The organism is Salmonella sp. A7, from assembly GCF_020181675.1.
Taxonomy (GTDB): domain Bacteria; phylum Pseudomonadota; class Gammaproteobacteria; order Enterobacterales; family Enterobacteriaceae; genus Salmonella; species Salmonella enterica.
Genome location: NZ_CP084001.1, coordinates 87,257 through 103,451 on the forward strand (window position 1 = coordinate 87,257; position 16,195 = coordinate 103,451).

Genomic DNA, 16,195 nt, shown 5'->3' on the forward strand with positions numbered 1-16,195 from the left:
AAAGCCGCTGAAGATCAGCGGCTCTGTTGTTACCTGAATCAGAAACTGTATTTAACCCCCAGTAGGCCTTGGGTATTACTATAGCCCTGGTCACCTACCTGTTGCGCCACGTTACCCCATACGTTCAGGCGCGGGGTAATTTGTCCTTCAATACCCACTTTCAGTTCACCAATATTTTTCGTACCACGCATATCGCTGCTGACATCGTCCATCTTCACGCTGGCAGGCTGCGTATTATGGATCCAGTTCGCTTCCACGAATGGCTGGAACTCTCGAGATTTATCGTTATCAATAGCGTTGTGGCCGTTAATATAGGCTTTTACGCCCATGCGGGTTAGCAGATTACCGGCGGTATCATCCTTGACGAGGGTACCATTGGCTTCGCGATGGTCGTCAGCCTGCACGCCCATCCATACCACCTGCGCTTTGGGTTGCAACCAGTAGCTTTGATGCGCGCTTTCACCTAACCTGAAGCTGTAACCGGCTTCAACCGAGGCGGTAATTCCTTTGGATTTATATTTCTCAGCGGCCTGATCCTGACCCATCACCTTGTTATCAAACCAGTTGTACAGCATCCAGGTATCCACATAAGCCCCAGACCGATCAATATTGTTAGCATACCAGGTGCCATAAAGGCCGACGCTGTAACCGGTGACTTGACCACGGGAATGATAGTCACTCACGGACGACTGCGTGCGGTTCTGGCTGTTGGCATAACCTGCCATTGCACCAATATGCCAACGGTCAAGACCGTCAGTGCTCCACTGTGCCAGATCGCCTCCCACTTGTAACACATAGCTGTTGATGCGGGTTTTTAGCTGCCCGCTGCCATCGTTGAAGCGAGTATGGGCGCCGACGTTACGCATCCACAGGCTGGTGACCTTCTTCTCGCCCGTCAGCATGTCGGTGTACTGAGTTTCACCCAGACGGTCATGGAGACGCGTCATGAACAGCGTATTTGCCGCATAGTTGTTGGCAAGGTAGCTGCCCACTTCCGGACGGAACTGATGTTCTGTTATCGGCGGTGTGTCAGATTGCCCTATGTCAGGAATTGTCGGATCAGGGATGACCGGGTCTACTGGCTCAGGGTCTACAGGATCAGGGTCCACCGGATCGGGAATAACAGGGTCAGGGATGACCGGGTCTACTGGATCAGGGTCCACCGGATCGGGAATGACAGGGTCAGGGATAACAGGGTCTACTGGATCAGGAATAATCGGTTCGTCCGGCTCAATGTAGCTGGTCAGATACCAGTTTTTACCTTTCTGCACCACGTTGTAGTCATAGGCTCCGGCAACAATACGGCTTGCTTTTTCGAAAGTACCGTTGGAATTGCCAGCAACGTTAACAATTTCAATACCTTCAATGGTTTGCGCCCCGGCTCCTCCAATATTATTTACTGCAACAAATGTGTTGCCTGAAGTATTGCCGAGAACCTGCAGCCTGTCCGTTTCGGAATCATCATCGTTGAGCACAGTATTAAAGACCAGCTTACCGCCGTTGCCTACATAATCTTCATTGATGGTGAGCGTTTGCCATGGCTCGCCATCTTCATGGCTGAAGTTAATGGTTGCGCCACTATTCAGCGTCAGGTCAGTGAGCGTTGAGCTGCTGGTCATATTCCAGGTCGCATCGCTCATTTGTACAGAGATAACGCCTGTGCCCGCCGTAGCGCTGGTGATGTATGATGCCCCGTCCCACCGCGAGTTGTCCGTCATATTGAGCTTAATCGTACTGTTCTGCTGCGGTAGCGTACCGCTGGCAGCGGTGGCGCCAGCAGCACGAATATCACCGTCGATGACGAAACGTCCTCCTGAAGAACCGTCAACAATGCCGCCAGTCTCCGTGCTGATGGCGTAACTTTCGCTACTGTTATCGCCCGCCATAGTAACAGCCGCACCGCCTGACAGATTAATGGCGCCTCGGGAGAGGGCGTATAAACCGGCAGGGGCTTTACTATAGGATGCAGCCTTACTGGCGCTGTTGACGCTAATAGTGGCATTATCTCCCAAATTAACGGTAGCGTTAGTTGCATATACCGCGTGTGCGCTGGCACCGTTCACCGTAATAGTAGCGTTGTTGCCAAGCTCGGTTCTGGAGGAGGATGCTGCGTAAATCCCCGTTGAGGATGCGCCGGAGGTTTCGATGGTTGCATCGTCACCCAGACGAATCAACGAACCACTTTGTCCGGTACGCAGCCCCTCCGAACTGTCGCCGGTAGTAACAATATGTGCACGATTGCCGACGACAATCGTATTTTTGGCACGTGACGCATCCCGCATGGCGTTAGCTGTAATTCCACGTCCCTGGCTACCTGTTGTTTTGATATACAGATCGTCGCCGACGTAAATATTGGCCGATCCGGTCCAACCCTGGCCCAGTGAGTTATATCCGGCGTTAATACCGTCACCATCCTGACCATCCACGTAGATGCGGGTACGGTCACCGGTAATAATAAATACCGGGTTATCCGGAGTATTCGCGCCGTGAGTACGGATGCCATCGACGTCTCTACCATTATTCGCGGCATTCGCCGACTGCGTCCGAATGGTCAGGTCGTTGCCAAAAATCACGCCCGGACTTCCCGTCCCGCTGTTTTGAATAACCGTGACAGTGTGTTCAAACGCCTCCGCGCCCGGCCCATTAAGCGTGAGGCCATTGCCATAAACCGGGATGGTGCCGGTGTTCCACTGATAAACGTAGTTGGGCATGGTACCGACTTTGGTGAAACCGGTACTGGCCTGAGCGGGAATAATAGCCTGTAATTCCGGCGGCAACTGGCTGACCAGCCCACTGGATGGCAGACTATCAACGTCAACCCAGGCCGCCTGGGAGGGAAATACCATAGAGGCTAATGCTGCTGATACCGCTATGGCGATGAATGAGTAATTTTGGGGAGTTGGCATTCTGCCTCCTGCATTATGGCGTAAAGCGTCTTCCACATCGCAATAATATGGAAATAATAAAAATGGAAACGGATCTATAAAATATTTGATATTATTTTATGAATGCTATGCCCTAGCTTATTTTCAAGCCGCAGCTTATGCACATAAAGTTTCTTAATATCAATATTGTCAATATTTACAATCTGCTGAATACTTATTCCTGATACAAAGCGCTTCAGTAATATAAATTCCGTATAGTTAAGCGTTCGTCCACGTTTACTGTTGGCAAGCCGACCGGTAAACAAGCGGTGCATCTTTTGCTGTTGCACAATATCATCGTCATCGGAATAAATAATTCCTTGTATTTTATTGCTTTTCAAAATCCAGTAATTGGCCAGCGGAGTTAAACTTCTGTCAGAAATCAGAACAATATGCATACCACTGTTTGCCAGACTGTCAGCCCATTGTAAATCGGTAAATCGTCGAAGATTCGGGAAAGAAAAATCAACAAAGATAAAACCGCTGGATAAATGGTTGTGTCTATCAAGCAATAACTTTTCAATAAACCCTTTTTTCAGGAAAGCATTACCATCTGGCCAGATGGAAAATGCCGCATTATGACAGTATTGCACCCGTACTGCGCTGTCAGGGAATAATTGACAGGATAAATCGCAACTAATGCAATGGACAATTTGTGAAGGCTTTCTCATCATCCTGAACGACTCCCGTCGATGTTTCTATTAATATTTCATTGGTAAATAAATGTGTCAATCCAGATAATATACAGTGCTACGGCTGTCAAAAGTCGTGAATTATTGTCAGTGTCATAAACTCCTGGAAAGACCTAAAATACAGCTTTAAGGAACCATGACAGATCCGACAGTCGTAATACATCATTTCGGATTTTTATTTCACCCATTGGGATTTTTATACATAATCTCCAATATCATAAAAAATCTTAAAACAGCACTATTTGCTAAATCATGAGAGTGATAAATAACGGTTCTCAATACCATCTATCTGCTGCCTTCGTCACTATCGGAGTGATGTGATGAAATATAAAAGTAATTCCTGTAAACCTGTAATGAATTCTTATTATTAAAACCTAATTTAAGATTTTTTCTTTTATTGCATTGTTATTCAATGACTTAATGGTGACATTTGTGCTCTCATCAACTTCTTATATACAAATTTAAGACTATTTTATAGAGACACATGTAAACTTTAAGAGGGTGTAATGCTAATGCCATGAGAAAATCTTGTAACTTAACGCCGGGAGTTATACCTTGCCAATAAGTTGATCTAACTTAATTCTGAATGTGACGGTCTGAGCACCTGACAGAGTTATCGGTCGAAGCAACTTCAGCTTCTGGCTTCTCTTTTCAATTGTTCATCTGATGAAAACTCTTTCCCGGAGCACATTAGTGAGAAACAGGATGTGGTCAAACCTAATGTCCATAGATGTCGTCAGTTACTTCAGAAATATTCGCCTCCTGGCAGATATCTTTAACCGCTCGTCCAGCTTCGACCAACTTAATTACGGCGATGTTCTGATGCTCAGTGAGACGGGCTTTACGCATAGAGATTCCTTCGTCTTCGTCAGTAGATCGATTACGTGATCTCTAAATGTGAATAGCACGATTATGTGGAGTAATATGAGTACCTGGTATAAGAATGTATACGGATATTTTACTACTGAAATATAATAATGGGAGGGGTTACGAATAAACAGGACGTATGGAGAACAAGGGTATAAAGATGAAATGCTTGCAGTATCTAATAGATAACAATGAAAAATCAGGTAACTGAGAAACTATTCAATGTTTAGGATGATGTGACATTAAGTCATTCAGCCGCTACAGCACATTATCAGGATAATTTCGTCTGGATAAAACGGAGGAGTGAATCGCCACAGGTTTAACAGACACCGCAGAGTCATTTAAGATGACTTAAAGAGAGGAGCCCATGAGCGGTAAATGTTATCCCAAAGCGTTTAAAATTAAAGCGGTAAAACAGGTTATTGAGCGCGGCCATTCTGTTTCCAGCGTCGCAACACGTCTTGATATTACTACCCATAGTCTTTACGCCTGGATAAAGCCGCCACATTCACGACGGCATCATGTTGACCTGAATCTGACGGGGCATACAGGCAGTTCTGGCTGGAATCGGGCTGTGTTTATGGCTATCGCAAGATCTGTCTCGATCTGCGGGATATCAGGAACAATGCGGTGTAAGCAAAGTCTGGTGGTTGATGCAACGTGTGGGGATAAAGGCTCGGGTCGGATACCGAAGTCCACGGGCGCGTGGCGATTCATTTTATTGAGGTCAGAAGAGGTTAATTGGCGGAAGATCACAGGAGTCGAACCTGCCCGGGACCGCTGGCGGCCCCAACTGGATTTGAAGTCCAGCCGCCTCACCGGAGACGACGATCTTCCGCGCCTCGATTGCTACATGGAGGCGCGCGCATTATAGCTACTTCCTGGCGTTTCCACATCCCCTCCCGTGCTTTTTTAACTTCCCTTTCCTTCTGCCATGATCGGTTTCATGTAAATCCCCATAAAATCCATTAGTTACATTTCATCACACTTTTTGACGCTACCCTGATCACAGAAAACAAGAATCGTAATTTGATAACTAAATAACGGAATATTCACGCTCGCAGGGAAGGTTTACAAAAACTGTAACCGGTATCAGTGAGCGTTGTGAGCGTTAAGGATGCGTAATGAAAAGTGAAATTCTCTCCGTTAAGGAGAAGATTGGCTATGGTATGGGCGATGCCGCGAGCCACATCATCTTTGATAACGTCATGTTATATATGATGTTCTTCTATACCGATATTTTCGGCATTCCTGCTGGTTTTGTCGGCACCATGTTTTTACTGGCGCGTGCGCTTGATGCCATCTCCGACCCTTGCATGGGCCTGCTGGCCGACCGCACCCGCTCTCGCTGGGGCAAATTCCGACCCTGGGTGCTGTTTGGCGCGTTGCCGTTTGGTATCGTTTGTGTGCTGGCTTATAGCACGCCGGATCTCAGTCTGAACGGCAAAATGATTTATGCCGCCATCACCTACACGTTGCTCACCCTTCTGTACACTGTGGTCAACATCCCTTACTGCGCGTTGGGGGGTGTAATAACCAATGACCCAACGCAGCGTATCTCCCTGCAATCCTGGCGCTTTGTGCTGGCAACGGCGGGCGGAATGCTCTCTACCGTACTGATGATGCCTCTGGTGAAACTGATTGGCGGCGAGAATAAGGCGCTGGGCTTCCAGGGGGGTATCGCGGCGCTCTCGGTGGTGGCGTTCCTGATGCTGGCGTTCTGCTTCTTTACCACCAAAGAGCGCGTTGAAGCGCCTGCCACCCATACCTCCATGCGTGAAGACCTGCGTGATATCTGGCACAACGACCAGTGGCGCATAGTCGGCCTGCTCACCATCCTGAATATTCTGGCGGTATGCGTGCGCGGCGGGGCGATGATGTATTACGTCACCTGGATATTGGGCAAGCCGGGCGTGTTTGTCGCCTTCCTCACCACCTATTGCGTCGGCAACCTGATTGGCTCGGCGCTGGCAAAACCGTTGACCGACTGGAAATGCAAAGTGAGCGTTTTCTGGTGGACCAACGCTTTACTCGCAGTAATCAGCGTGGCGATGTTCTTCGTACCGATGCACGCCACGATCGCTATGTTCGTCTTTATCTTCGTGATTGGCGTGTTGCACCAGTTAGTCACGCCTATCCAGTGGGTGATGATGTCTGACACCGTCGACTATGGCGAATGGTGTAACGGCAAACGCCTGACGGGGATCAGTTTTGCCGGCACGTTGTTCGTGCTGAAACTGGGTCTTGCCCTCGGCGGGGCGCTGATTGGCTGGATGCTGGCAGGCGGCGGTTACGACGCGGCGGCGAAAACGCAAAACAGCGCCACGATCAGCATCATCATCGCTCTGTTCACTATCGTCCCGGCCATCTGTTATCTGCTGAGCGCCGCGATCGCTAAACGCTACTACACCCTGAAAAGCCCGTTCCTGAAAACCATTCTGGAACAACTGGCGCAGGGCGCACACCGCAACGAACAAGAATTTACCCATAAAGAATTGCAAAACTAAAGGAACAGACTATGAAAATTAGCGACGGAAACTGGCTGATCCAGCCTGGCCTTAATTTGATTCACCCGGTTCAGGTGTTCGACGTTGAACAGCAGGGGAATGAGATGGTGGTCTATGCCGCGCCGCGCGATGTCCGCGAACGAACCTGGCAACTGGATACCCCGTTGTTTACCTTGCGCTTTTTCTCGCCGCAGGAAGGAGTGATAGGTGTACGGATGGAACACTTCCAGGGCGCTTTGGATAACGGCCCACATTATCCACTCAATGTCTTGCAAGATATCAACGTAGAGATGCAGAACAACGCCGAATTTGCCGAACTCAAGAGCGGCAGCCTGAGCGTGCGCGTCACCAAAGGCGAGCTCTGGTCACTGGATTTTCTGCGCAACGGTGTACGTATCACCGGTAGCCAGTTGAAAAATAACGGCTATGTACAGGAAACCAATAGCGGGCGCAACTACATGTTCGAGCGTCTGGATCTCGGCGTGGGCGAAACCGTCTACGGGCTGGGCGAGCGCTTTACCGCGCTGGTGCGTAACGGTCAGACGGTGGAGACCTGGAACCGCGACGGCGGCACCAGCACCGAGCAGTCTTACAAGAACATCCCGTTCTATATCACCAACCGTGGCTACGGTGTGCTGGTAAACCATCCGCAGTGCGTGTCGTTTGAAATTGGCTCCGAGAAAGTCTCCAAAGTCCAGTTCAGCGTTGAGAGCGAGTATCTGGAATACTTCGTCATCGACGGCCCGACCCCGAAAGACGTGCTGAACCGCTATACCCAATTTACGGGGCGTCCGGCGCTGCCGCCCGCCTGGTCGTTTGGCCTGTGGCTGACCACCTCATTTACCACCAACTACGACGAAGCGACCGTTAACAGCTTTATCGACGGTATGGCCGAGCGCAATCTACCGCTGCACGTCTTCCACTTCGACTGTTTCTGGATGAAAGCTTTTCAGTGGTGCGATTTTGAATGGGACCCGGTGACTTTCCCCGATCCGAAAGGGATGATTCGCCGCCTGAAAGCGAAAGGGCTGAAAGTCTGCGTGTGGATTAACCCCTACATCGGCCAGAAATCCCCGGTCTTCCAGGAGCTAAAAGAGAAAGGGTATTTGCTTAAACGCCCGGACGGCTCCTTGTGGCAGTGGGATAAATGGCAGCCGGGACTGGCGATTTACGACTTCACCAACCCGCAAGCCTGCGAATGGTATGCCGACAAGCTGAAGGGCCTAGTGGAGATGGGAGTGGACTGCTTCAAAACTGACTTCGGCGAACGCATTCCAACGGATGTGCAGTGGTTTGATGGTTCAGATCCACAGAAAATGCATAACCATTATGCCTATATCTACAACGAACTGGTGTGGAACGTGCTGAAAGAGACCGTCGGCGTTGAAGAGGCGGTGCTGTTCGCCCGTTCCGCCTCGGTGGGCGCGCAACAGTTCCCGGTGCACTGGGGCGGCGACTGTTACGCCAACTACGAATCGATGGCGGAAAGCCTGCGCGGCGGGCTGTCCATCGGCCTGTCAGGGTTTGGTTTCTGGAGCCATGATATTGGCGGATTCGAGAATACCGCGCCGGCGCATGTCTACAAGCGTTGGTGCGCATTCGGCTTGCTCTCCAGCCACAGCCGCCTGCACGGTAGCAAATCCTACCGGGTTCCGTGGGCCTATGACGACGAGTCCTGTGACGTGGTGCGCTTCTTCACCGAACAGAAGTGCCGGATGATGCCGTATCTGTATCGGGAAGCGGCGCGCGCCAACGAAGCCGGTACGCCAATGATGCGGGCGATGATGCTGGAGTTCCCGGACGATCCGGCGTGTGATTATCTTGATCGCCAGTACATGCTGGGAGATGCGGTCATGGTAGCGCCGGTATTTAGTGAAGCGGGCGACGTGGAGTTCTACCTGCCAGAAGGCCGCTGGACGCACCTGTGGCGCAACGATGAAGTGCAGGGCAGTCGCTGGCATAAACAGCAGCATGGCTTCCTGAGCCTGCCAGTGTACGTGCGTGACAATACACTACTGGCGCTGGGCAACAATAGCCAGAAGCCCGATTACGCCTGGCATGAGGGTACGGCCTTCCAGTTATTCCATCTGGATGACGGCTGCGAAGCGGTCTGCGAAGTCCCTGCTACGGATGGTTCGACAATCTTTACGCTGCAGGCGAAACGCACAGGCAATACCATTACGGTGAGCGGCGAAGGCGAGGCGCGCAACTGGACGCTGTGTCTGCGTAATATTACGCAGATTAGCGGTACCAAATGCGGTTCATATGCGGAAAGTGAACTGGGCGTAGTGATCACCCCGCAGGGAAATGAGATGGTGATTACGCTTTAAATCTGAATCGCCGGATGGTGCTGTGAGCTGCGCTTATCCGGCCTACAAATGAGCAAGAACCGTAAGCCCGGTAAGCGCCATCGCCACCGGGCAAGCCCTCAATTACAGCGCTGGCTCCGTTGACGTAACTTCCCCGCCGGACACCACGCCCGCTTGCATCGTCTGCGTTATCTGCTGCTTTTGTGCGTTGACCGCGTGTAATTGCCCGTTTACCGTCGGTTTCAACGGCGCATCGGCCTGAATATTGCCGCTGGCCGTGAGCTGAATATTGCCATCGCCAGCAATCGGTAATGCCGGCCAGCCCCACTGCTGTAGCACATCCATTGGTACGCCGCGTCCGTTCAGGCTGATTTGCGTCTGACGCTGCGGCAGTTGCGATACGCTGGCAGTGGCTTCCAGTATCCCTTTTCCAGTAAACGCGCTCAGATCGCTGATGTTGACCGTGCTGGCATTAGCCGTCAACGACAGCGACGGGCGGCGCACGTCCACACGGTTAAAGGTTGCCGCTGCGGCGTTGAGGGTCGCATTGCCGCTCCAGACGCCCCATTGATGATGTTGTACCAGCTCCAGATTTGCGCCGTAGCCGTCCAGAGCGGTGATTTGCCACGGGAAGGCCGGGTCGATATCAATCACCAGGTTGCGGCTGGCGCTGAATTTTTTCAGCGTCAGGCTGTTCAACCAGTCGGGCAACGGCTTCATCCATAGCTGCTTCCAGTTTTCCGGCAGCGTATACTCCAGCCCGGCGATAGCGGTATCGTCCAGAATAAGCGCTTTGCCTTCGCGTAACCAGGCGCCGGAAGTTCTGACCATACCGCCTTCCCAGCGGGTGGTGAACTGGCGTAGCGCAACGCCCTGTGGTGAAAATTCGGCGTTCAGGATTGGATCGAGCAAGTGTAGCGAGCCGTAAATAAACTCGCTGGCGTTCATCGATAATTTACCTTCCTGACTTTGCCAGTCTTCTTTGCGCAGAGTCAGATTGCGCAAACTCAGGTCAAGATCGGTGACAGCCCAGTCTGGTCCTTGCAGGCTGGAGTCCGTCACTTCAAGACGACCAATCTGCAAAGATGGAACCGTAGTCAGCGGCGCGAAAAACTCGCTCAGGGATTTATCGCTTTGTAACCGAATATCATTCAGCCGCAGATTTTCAACGACCCAACTACCATCAGCGTTACGTCGGGCGACGCCGGTTAACGCTCCGCGCGCCATATCGGCGCCGACGGTGTTTAACATCACCTGATTATGGTCGATACTGCCTTCAATAAGCACATTAGTGGCGGGAACGTCGTTTAACGTCAGCGAACCGGCGCTCAGTTGGATCTGGGCTTTATTGCCCAATACCCGACCGGCTTCGGGGCGCCAGGGCATAACGCCGCCGTTAACGCGCTGGGCGCTCAACCGCCATTCGCTGCCGGGACTATTGAGCGCCATATTGCGAAGTTGCAGGCGGTCGGCCTCAAACGGGAAAGGGGCGGTTTGCACTGAAATATTCAGCGTGCCGTCCTGTAACAGAATCGTGTCGACATGCAGCGGCGCGGTTAACTGGCGAATGCTCAGACCGATATCTACGGTTTTCGCGACCAGGGTAGCAGGCTGACCATCACGACCAAAGGTCACATTCTCCAGTAAAAGATGGGATGGGGCGGAAAAACGATGATCCATCACGTCGAATGTGAGGTGATAACCGCTGTTCTCTGATACCCAGTTGCTGATGTGATCTGCGCCCCAGCGCGTTTGCAGCAGAAAATAAAAGCCGAAAATCACCACTAAACAGGCGATCAGCACATAGAGAAGCAACCTCCCAATCAATTTCATGGTCTTCCATCCCGTGAAATGCACATAGGGGATTTATGCACGATTTGCGTGCAATCCTCAAGACAGGAATGGTGAAAGAGCGTTACAGCAGCGGCGAATCGCGTCGCCGCCGCAGGGTTTTTACGGTTTTTCCGGCGGGAGAATCAGGTTCAACACGATAGCCGTGATGCCGCCAGCGGCAATTCCGGATGAGAGCAGATTTTTCACCCATTCCGGCGCGAACTGCAGGATCTGCGGCTGTTGCGAGACGCCAAGACCCACGGCCAGCGACAGGGCGATAATCAGAATCGCGCGGCGGTTCAGCGGCTCACGCGAGACAATACGCACCCCGGAGGCGGCAATGGTGCCGAACATCACTAACGTGGCGCCGCCGAGCACCGGTTCCGGGATATGCTGCACAAAACCGCTTACCGCCGGGAACAGGCCGAGCACAATCAGCATCAGCGCGACGACAAATCCCACATAGCGGCTGGCGACGCCGGTCAACTGAATTACGCCGTTGTTCTGACCGAAACAGGAATTCGGGAACGTATTAAATACCGCTGAAACAAATGAGTTCAGGCCGTTAGCCAGTACGCCGCCCTTTAGCCGTTTCATATACAAGGGGCCGGATACCGGCTGCTCGGAGACATCAGAGGTGGCGGTGATGTCGCCGATGGTCTCCAGCGACGTAATCATAAAGACCAGCATCAACGGCAGTAACAGGTTCCAGTCAATGCCCAGACCATAATACAGCGGGGTCGGCACCATCAGGATGTCCTGCGAGACTGGCGCGTTATTCTCAGGCAACATGCCCATAAACCAGGCCAAAAGATAGCCTGCCGCCATGGCAATAACCAAAGAAGCCACGCGTAGGTAGGGATTACGCTGCCGATTCAGCAGGATAATAATGGCCAGGACGACGCCGGCCAGCAGCAGGTTTTTCGGTGCGCCAAAGGTGTTGTCGCTCATGGCGGCATAGCCGCCGCCGATGGAGGTTAGCCCCACCTGAATCAGCGACAGGCCAATAATCATCACCACGACGCCGGAGACTAACGGCGTGATAATCCGGCGCGCCAGATGTAGAATGCGAGAAAGCACCATCTCGGTGCAGCTTGCCAGCATCAGCGTGCCGAACAGCGCCGCCATCATCGTCGGGACATCCGCGCCGCCGGTTTTCAGCGCGGTACCGCCCATAATCAGCGGGGCGACAAAGTTAAAACTGGTTCCCTGGATGGATAACAGCCCCGATCCTACCGGCCCCCACGCTTTGATTTGAATAATAGAGGCTACGCCGGAGGCGAACAGCGACATGCTGATAATGTGCTGCGTATCCTGCGCCGGTAAACCCAACGCCTGGCAGATTAACAGCGCTGGCGTGATTACCGCGACAAACATGGCCAGCAGATGCTGACAAGCGGCAAAAAGTGTTTGAGGGAGCGGCGGGCGATCTTCAAGACGGTAAATTAATTCGCTGTTTTGCGTCTGCGCAACCGGTTGCGCATCTGCCGGCTCGATGGCGTTAACGGACATCAGGGACATTCTCGTGGTGGAAAAGCGGTGATTTTATCTGACCAGGTGGTAAAAGCAAACGATTGCGAGCGAATATTCTTAATATTTAAAAAAGATAAATGCACCTTTTTATATAACTTTTTGCCTTTTTCTGCTTAAAATCCATGCCGAAGACTCGCAAAGAGCTAAAAAAACTGACACAGGAAATGATTTGTGCGCACATGTCACAGCGCACTACAGGAGCTTTAAATGTTTGAACTCGATACCTTATCGACCCTTGTCGCCGCCACGCTGGTGCTGCTACTGGGTCGCAAGCTGGTCCAGTCTGTCTCCTTACTGAAGAAATATACGATTCCGGAGCCGGTGGCGGGGGGGCTACTGGTCGCGGTTGCTCTGCTGGTACTGAAAAAAAGCGTCGGTTGGGAGGTCAACTTTGATATGACCCTGCGCGATCCGTTGATGCTGGCGTTTTTCGCGACGATCGGCCTTAACGCTAACCTTGCCAGCCTGCGCAAGGGGGGACGCGTTGTTGGCGTCTTCCTGGTCGTCGTGGTCGGATTACTGCTGATGCAGAATGCCATCGGTATCGGCATGGCGAGTCTGTTAGGGCTGGACCCGTTAATGGGGCTGATTGCCGGGTCAATTACGCTGTCCGGCGGACACGGCACCGGCGCGGCGTGGAGTAAACTGTTTGTCGAACGTTATGGTTTTGCCAATGCCACCGAAGTTGCGATGGCATGTGCAACCTTTGGCCTGGTGCTGGGCGGGTTGATTGGCGGTCCGGTAGCGCGTTATCTGGTGAAACACTCCACCACGCCGGATGGAATGCCTGACGATCAGGCCGTGCCGACAGCCTTTGAAAAGCCGGATGTGGGCCGTATGATCACTTCTCTGGTGCTAATCGAAACCATCGCCCTGATTGCTATCTGTCTGACCGTGGGCAAAATCGTAGCGCAGCTACTGGCGGGAACGGTGCTTGAACTGCCGGTCTTCGTTTGTGTGCTATTTGTTGGGGTGATCCTCAGCAATGGCCTGGCGCTGGTGGGTTTTTATCGCGTATTTGAGCGTGCTGTTTCGGTGCTGGGGAACGTGAGTCTGTCACTGTTCCTGGCAATGGCGCTGATGAGCCTGAAGCTGTGGGAACTGGCGTCGCTGGCGCTGCCGATGCTGGCGATTCTGGTGGTACAGACCATCTTCATGGCGCTGTACGCGATCTTCGTCACCTGGCGCATGATGGGGAAAAACTACGATGCAGCGGTGTTGGCGGCGGGTCACTGCGGTTTTGGCCTGGGCGCAACGCCGACCGCCATTGCTAATATGCAGGCGATTACCGACCGTTTTGGCCCCTCGCATATGGCGTTCCTGGTGGTGCCGATGGTTGGTGCGTTCTTTATCGATATCGTTAATGCGTTGGTAATCAAGCTGTACCTGCTGTTACCGATTTTCGCGCAATAATAGTTTGTACGGCGGCATTAAAGCCGCCGTGCTCATTAGGCGTTGGAATAACGTTCGGTTTCCGGCATCCAGCGCTCAATCAGCGCTTGTGCATGCTGCGGATAACGTTCGTGAATATGACGGGCAATACGCTGAACTTCTGGGATCATGGCTTGATCGCGCAGCAAATCAGCTACTTTAAATTCGGCGTTACCCGTCTGGCGCGTGCCCAGTAATTCCCCCGGGCCGCGAATCTCTAAATCTTTTTGTGCAATCACAAAGCCGTCATTGCTGTCGCGCAATACCTGTAAACGCTTCTGCGCCGTTTTCGACAGCGGCGATTTATAGAGCAGCACGCAGTGCGATGCGACCGCGCCACGGCCAACGCGCCCTCTGAGCTGGTGTAATTGCGCCAGGCCCAGTCGCTCAGGGTTTTCAATAATCATCAGGCTGGCGTTAGGAACATCGACCCCCACCTCAATCACCGTAGTGGCGACCAGCAAATGCAGTTCACCCTGCTTAAAGGCCTGCATCACCGCCTGTTTTTCGGCGGGCTTCATGCGGCCGTGTACCAGGCCGATATTCAACTCCGGTAACGCCAGCTTGAGTTCCTCCCAGGTAGCTTCCGCCGCCTGCGCTTCCAGCAGGTCGGACTCTTCAATCAGCGTACAGACCCAGTAGGCCTGACGGCCTTCGGTTGTGCAGGCATTGCGCACACGATCAATGATTTCATGGCGACGGGTATCCGGAATAGCAACGGTAGTGACAGGGGTACGGCCCGGCGGTAGCTCGTCAATCACTGAGGTATCGAGATCGGCGTAGGCAGTCATCGCCAGGGTTCGAGGAATGGGCGTTGCGGTCATAATCAATTGATGCGGATGAAAGCCCTGCTGCTGGCCTTTTTCCCACAATGCCAGCCGCTGGTGGACGCCAAAGCGGTGCTGCTCATCGATAATGACCAGCGCCAGGCCGTTGAACTGCACCTGTTCCTGAAAGATAGCGTGGGTGCCGACAATCATCTGCACCTGACCGCTGGCAATAGCCTCTTGCTGCGCCTGACGCGCTTTACCTTTTTGCTTACCCGCCAGCCAACCCACTTCAACGCCCAACGGTTCGAACCAGTTGCGGAAATTATTTGCGTGCTGTTCGGCGAGCAGTTCGGTCGGCGCCATCAACGCGACCTGCTTACCGTGGGCAATAGCGCGCAAGGCGGCAAGCGCTGCAACCAACGTTTTACCGGAACCCACGTCGCCCTGAACCAGACGCATCATCGGCACATCGAGCGCCATATCGTGTTCGATCTCTGCCACCACCCGCGCCTGCGCGCTCGTGGGTTTAAACGGCAACGACGCCAGCAGATTGTCTTTCAATATGTTGTTGGTACTTAGCGGCTGAGCGTGATAGCGCTGCGCGCCTGCGCGAAGCGCCAGCATACTGAGATTATGCGCCAGTAGCTCTTCAAGAATAAGCCGCCGCTGCGCCGGGTGTTTGCCGGTTTCTAAATCGGCGAGCTGGAGCGTCGGCGGCGGGCGATGCAAGGTACGTAGCGCCTCCGGCAGGCTCATCATACCCTGCGCCAGTTCCGGCGGCAGTAGTTCGGCAATGGCGCAGGTGTCGAGCAACTCCAGCGCCTGATCGGTAAGCTTGCGCAGTGTCGCTTGCTTCACGCCCTCGGTGGTCGGATAGACGGGGGTGAGCGTTTCCTGAAGTTCCGGCGTGCTGAGATCGCCCTGCAGGCGATATTCCGGATGGATCATCTCTGCGCCATACTTGCCGCGCTTCGCTTCCCCGTAGGCCAGCACACGTCGCCCCGTCGCCAGGCTGTTTTTCATCGCTGCGTTAAAATTGAAAAAGCGCATGGTAAGAATGCCGGAACCGTCGCTAATCTGGCAGGTCATCATCCGACGACCGCCGAAAGTGATATTGCAGTTCAGCACTTCACCTTCAACGGTGGCGTAGATGCCAGGCAGCAGTTCGCCAATGGGGTAGAGATGGGTACGGTCTTCGTAACGCAGAGGAAGATGTAATAGCAAATCCTGGACGGTATGCAGGCCAATTTTCGCCAGTTTACTGCTTTGCGCTGCGCCGACGCCTGTCAGGGAATTGAGCGGAACAGCGTCTAACAAGCGGCCTGACAT

General features: G+C 52.8%; 8 protein-coding genes, 1 tRNA gene and 2 pseudogenes. 4 read left to right on the forward strand and 7 right to left on the reverse strand.

All coding sequences use genetic code 11. The features are described 5' to 3' along the window. Positions 1-38: 38 nt before the first annotated feature. The 3 genes and pseudogenes from misL to LCS67_RS00435 form a co-directional block, all read right to left on the reverse strand. Entirely contained in the window at positions 39-2,906 is a 2,868-nt protein-coding gene (gene misL, locus LCS67_RS00425) for an intestinal colonization autotransporter adhesin MisL (RefSeq protein WP_080183735.1), read from the reverse strand. A 74-nt stretch (positions 2,907-2,980) separates the two neighbouring features. After that, a complete protein-coding gene (locus tag LCS67_RS00430) occupies positions 2,981-3,598 on the reverse strand; it encodes a helix-turn-helix transcriptional regulator (protein ID WP_000984812.1) in 618 nt (205 codons plus the stop codon). A 756-nt stretch (positions 3,599-4,354) separates the two neighbouring features. Continuing rightward, positions 4,355-4,465 (reverse strand): annotated as a pseudogene (locus LCS67_RS00435) (transposase); the annotation flags it as partial. Positions 4,466-4,850: 385 nt separating this feature from the next. On the opposite strand from LCS67_RS00435, the pseudogene LCS67_RS00440 reads away from it, so the two are divergent. Beyond that, positions 4,851-5,190: pseudogene (locus LCS67_RS00440) on the forward strand (transposase); the annotation flags it as partial. Between the two features lie 35 nt (positions 5,191-5,225). On the opposite strand, the gene LCS67_RS00445 reads toward LCS67_RS00440, so the two are convergent. After that, positions 5,226-5,320 (reverse strand) — tRNA-Sec (locus LCS67_RS00445). Between the two features lie 287 nt (positions 5,321-5,607). Between LCS67_RS00445 and LCS67_RS00450 the strand changes: the two genes are divergently transcribed. Together LCS67_RS00450 and yicI are read left to right on the forward strand one after the other, a co-directional pair. Next, positions 5,608-6,990, forward strand: coding sequence for a glycoside-pentoside-hexuronide family transporter (locus LCS67_RS00450; RefSeq protein ID WP_000834259.1), 1,383 nt, complete (start codon positions 5,608-5,610; stop codon positions 6,988-6,990). A gap of 11 nt (positions 6,991-7,001) precedes the next feature. Continuing rightward, positions 7,002-9,320 carry an alpha-xylosidase gene (yicI, locus tag LCS67_RS00455; protein ID WP_031567156.1) on the forward strand — a complete coding sequence of 773 codons (2,319 nt, stop codon included), beginning with the start codon at positions 7,002-7,004 and terminating at the stop codon, positions 9,318-9,320. Between the two features lie 102 nt (positions 9,321-9,422). Here the strand turns inward: yicI and LCS67_RS00460 are convergent, their stop codons facing one another. Both LCS67_RS00460 and xanP read right to left on the reverse strand, forming a co-directional pair. Next, complete coding sequence (locus LCS67_RS00460; RefSeq protein ID WP_000766646.1) at positions 9,423-11,132, reverse strand: AsmA family protein; 1,710 nt, start codon at positions 11,130-11,132, stop codon at positions 9,423-9,425. 120 nt (positions 11,133-11,252) lie between these two features. After that, positions 11,253-12,644 (reverse strand): xanthine/proton symporter XanP, encoded by a 1,392-nt coding sequence (xanP, locus tag LCS67_RS00465; RefSeq protein ID WP_000115428.1) that lies wholly within the window; start codon positions 12,642-12,644, stop codon positions 11,253-11,255. Between the two features lie 228 nt (positions 12,645-12,872). On the opposite strand from xanP, the gene gltS reads away from it, so the two are divergent. After that, positions 12,873-14,078, forward strand: coding sequence for a sodium/glutamate symporter (gene gltS / locus LCS67_RS00470; protein ID WP_000462249.1), 1,206 nt, complete (start codon positions 12,873-12,875; stop codon positions 14,076-14,078). A gap of 35 nt (positions 14,079-14,113) precedes the next feature. On the opposite strand, the gene recG is transcribed toward gltS, so the two are convergent. Continuing rightward, a complete protein-coding gene (gene recG, locus LCS67_RS00475) occupies positions 14,114-16,195 on the reverse strand; it encodes an ATP-dependent DNA helicase RecG (protein ID WP_031567165.1) in 2,082 nt (693 codons plus the stop codon).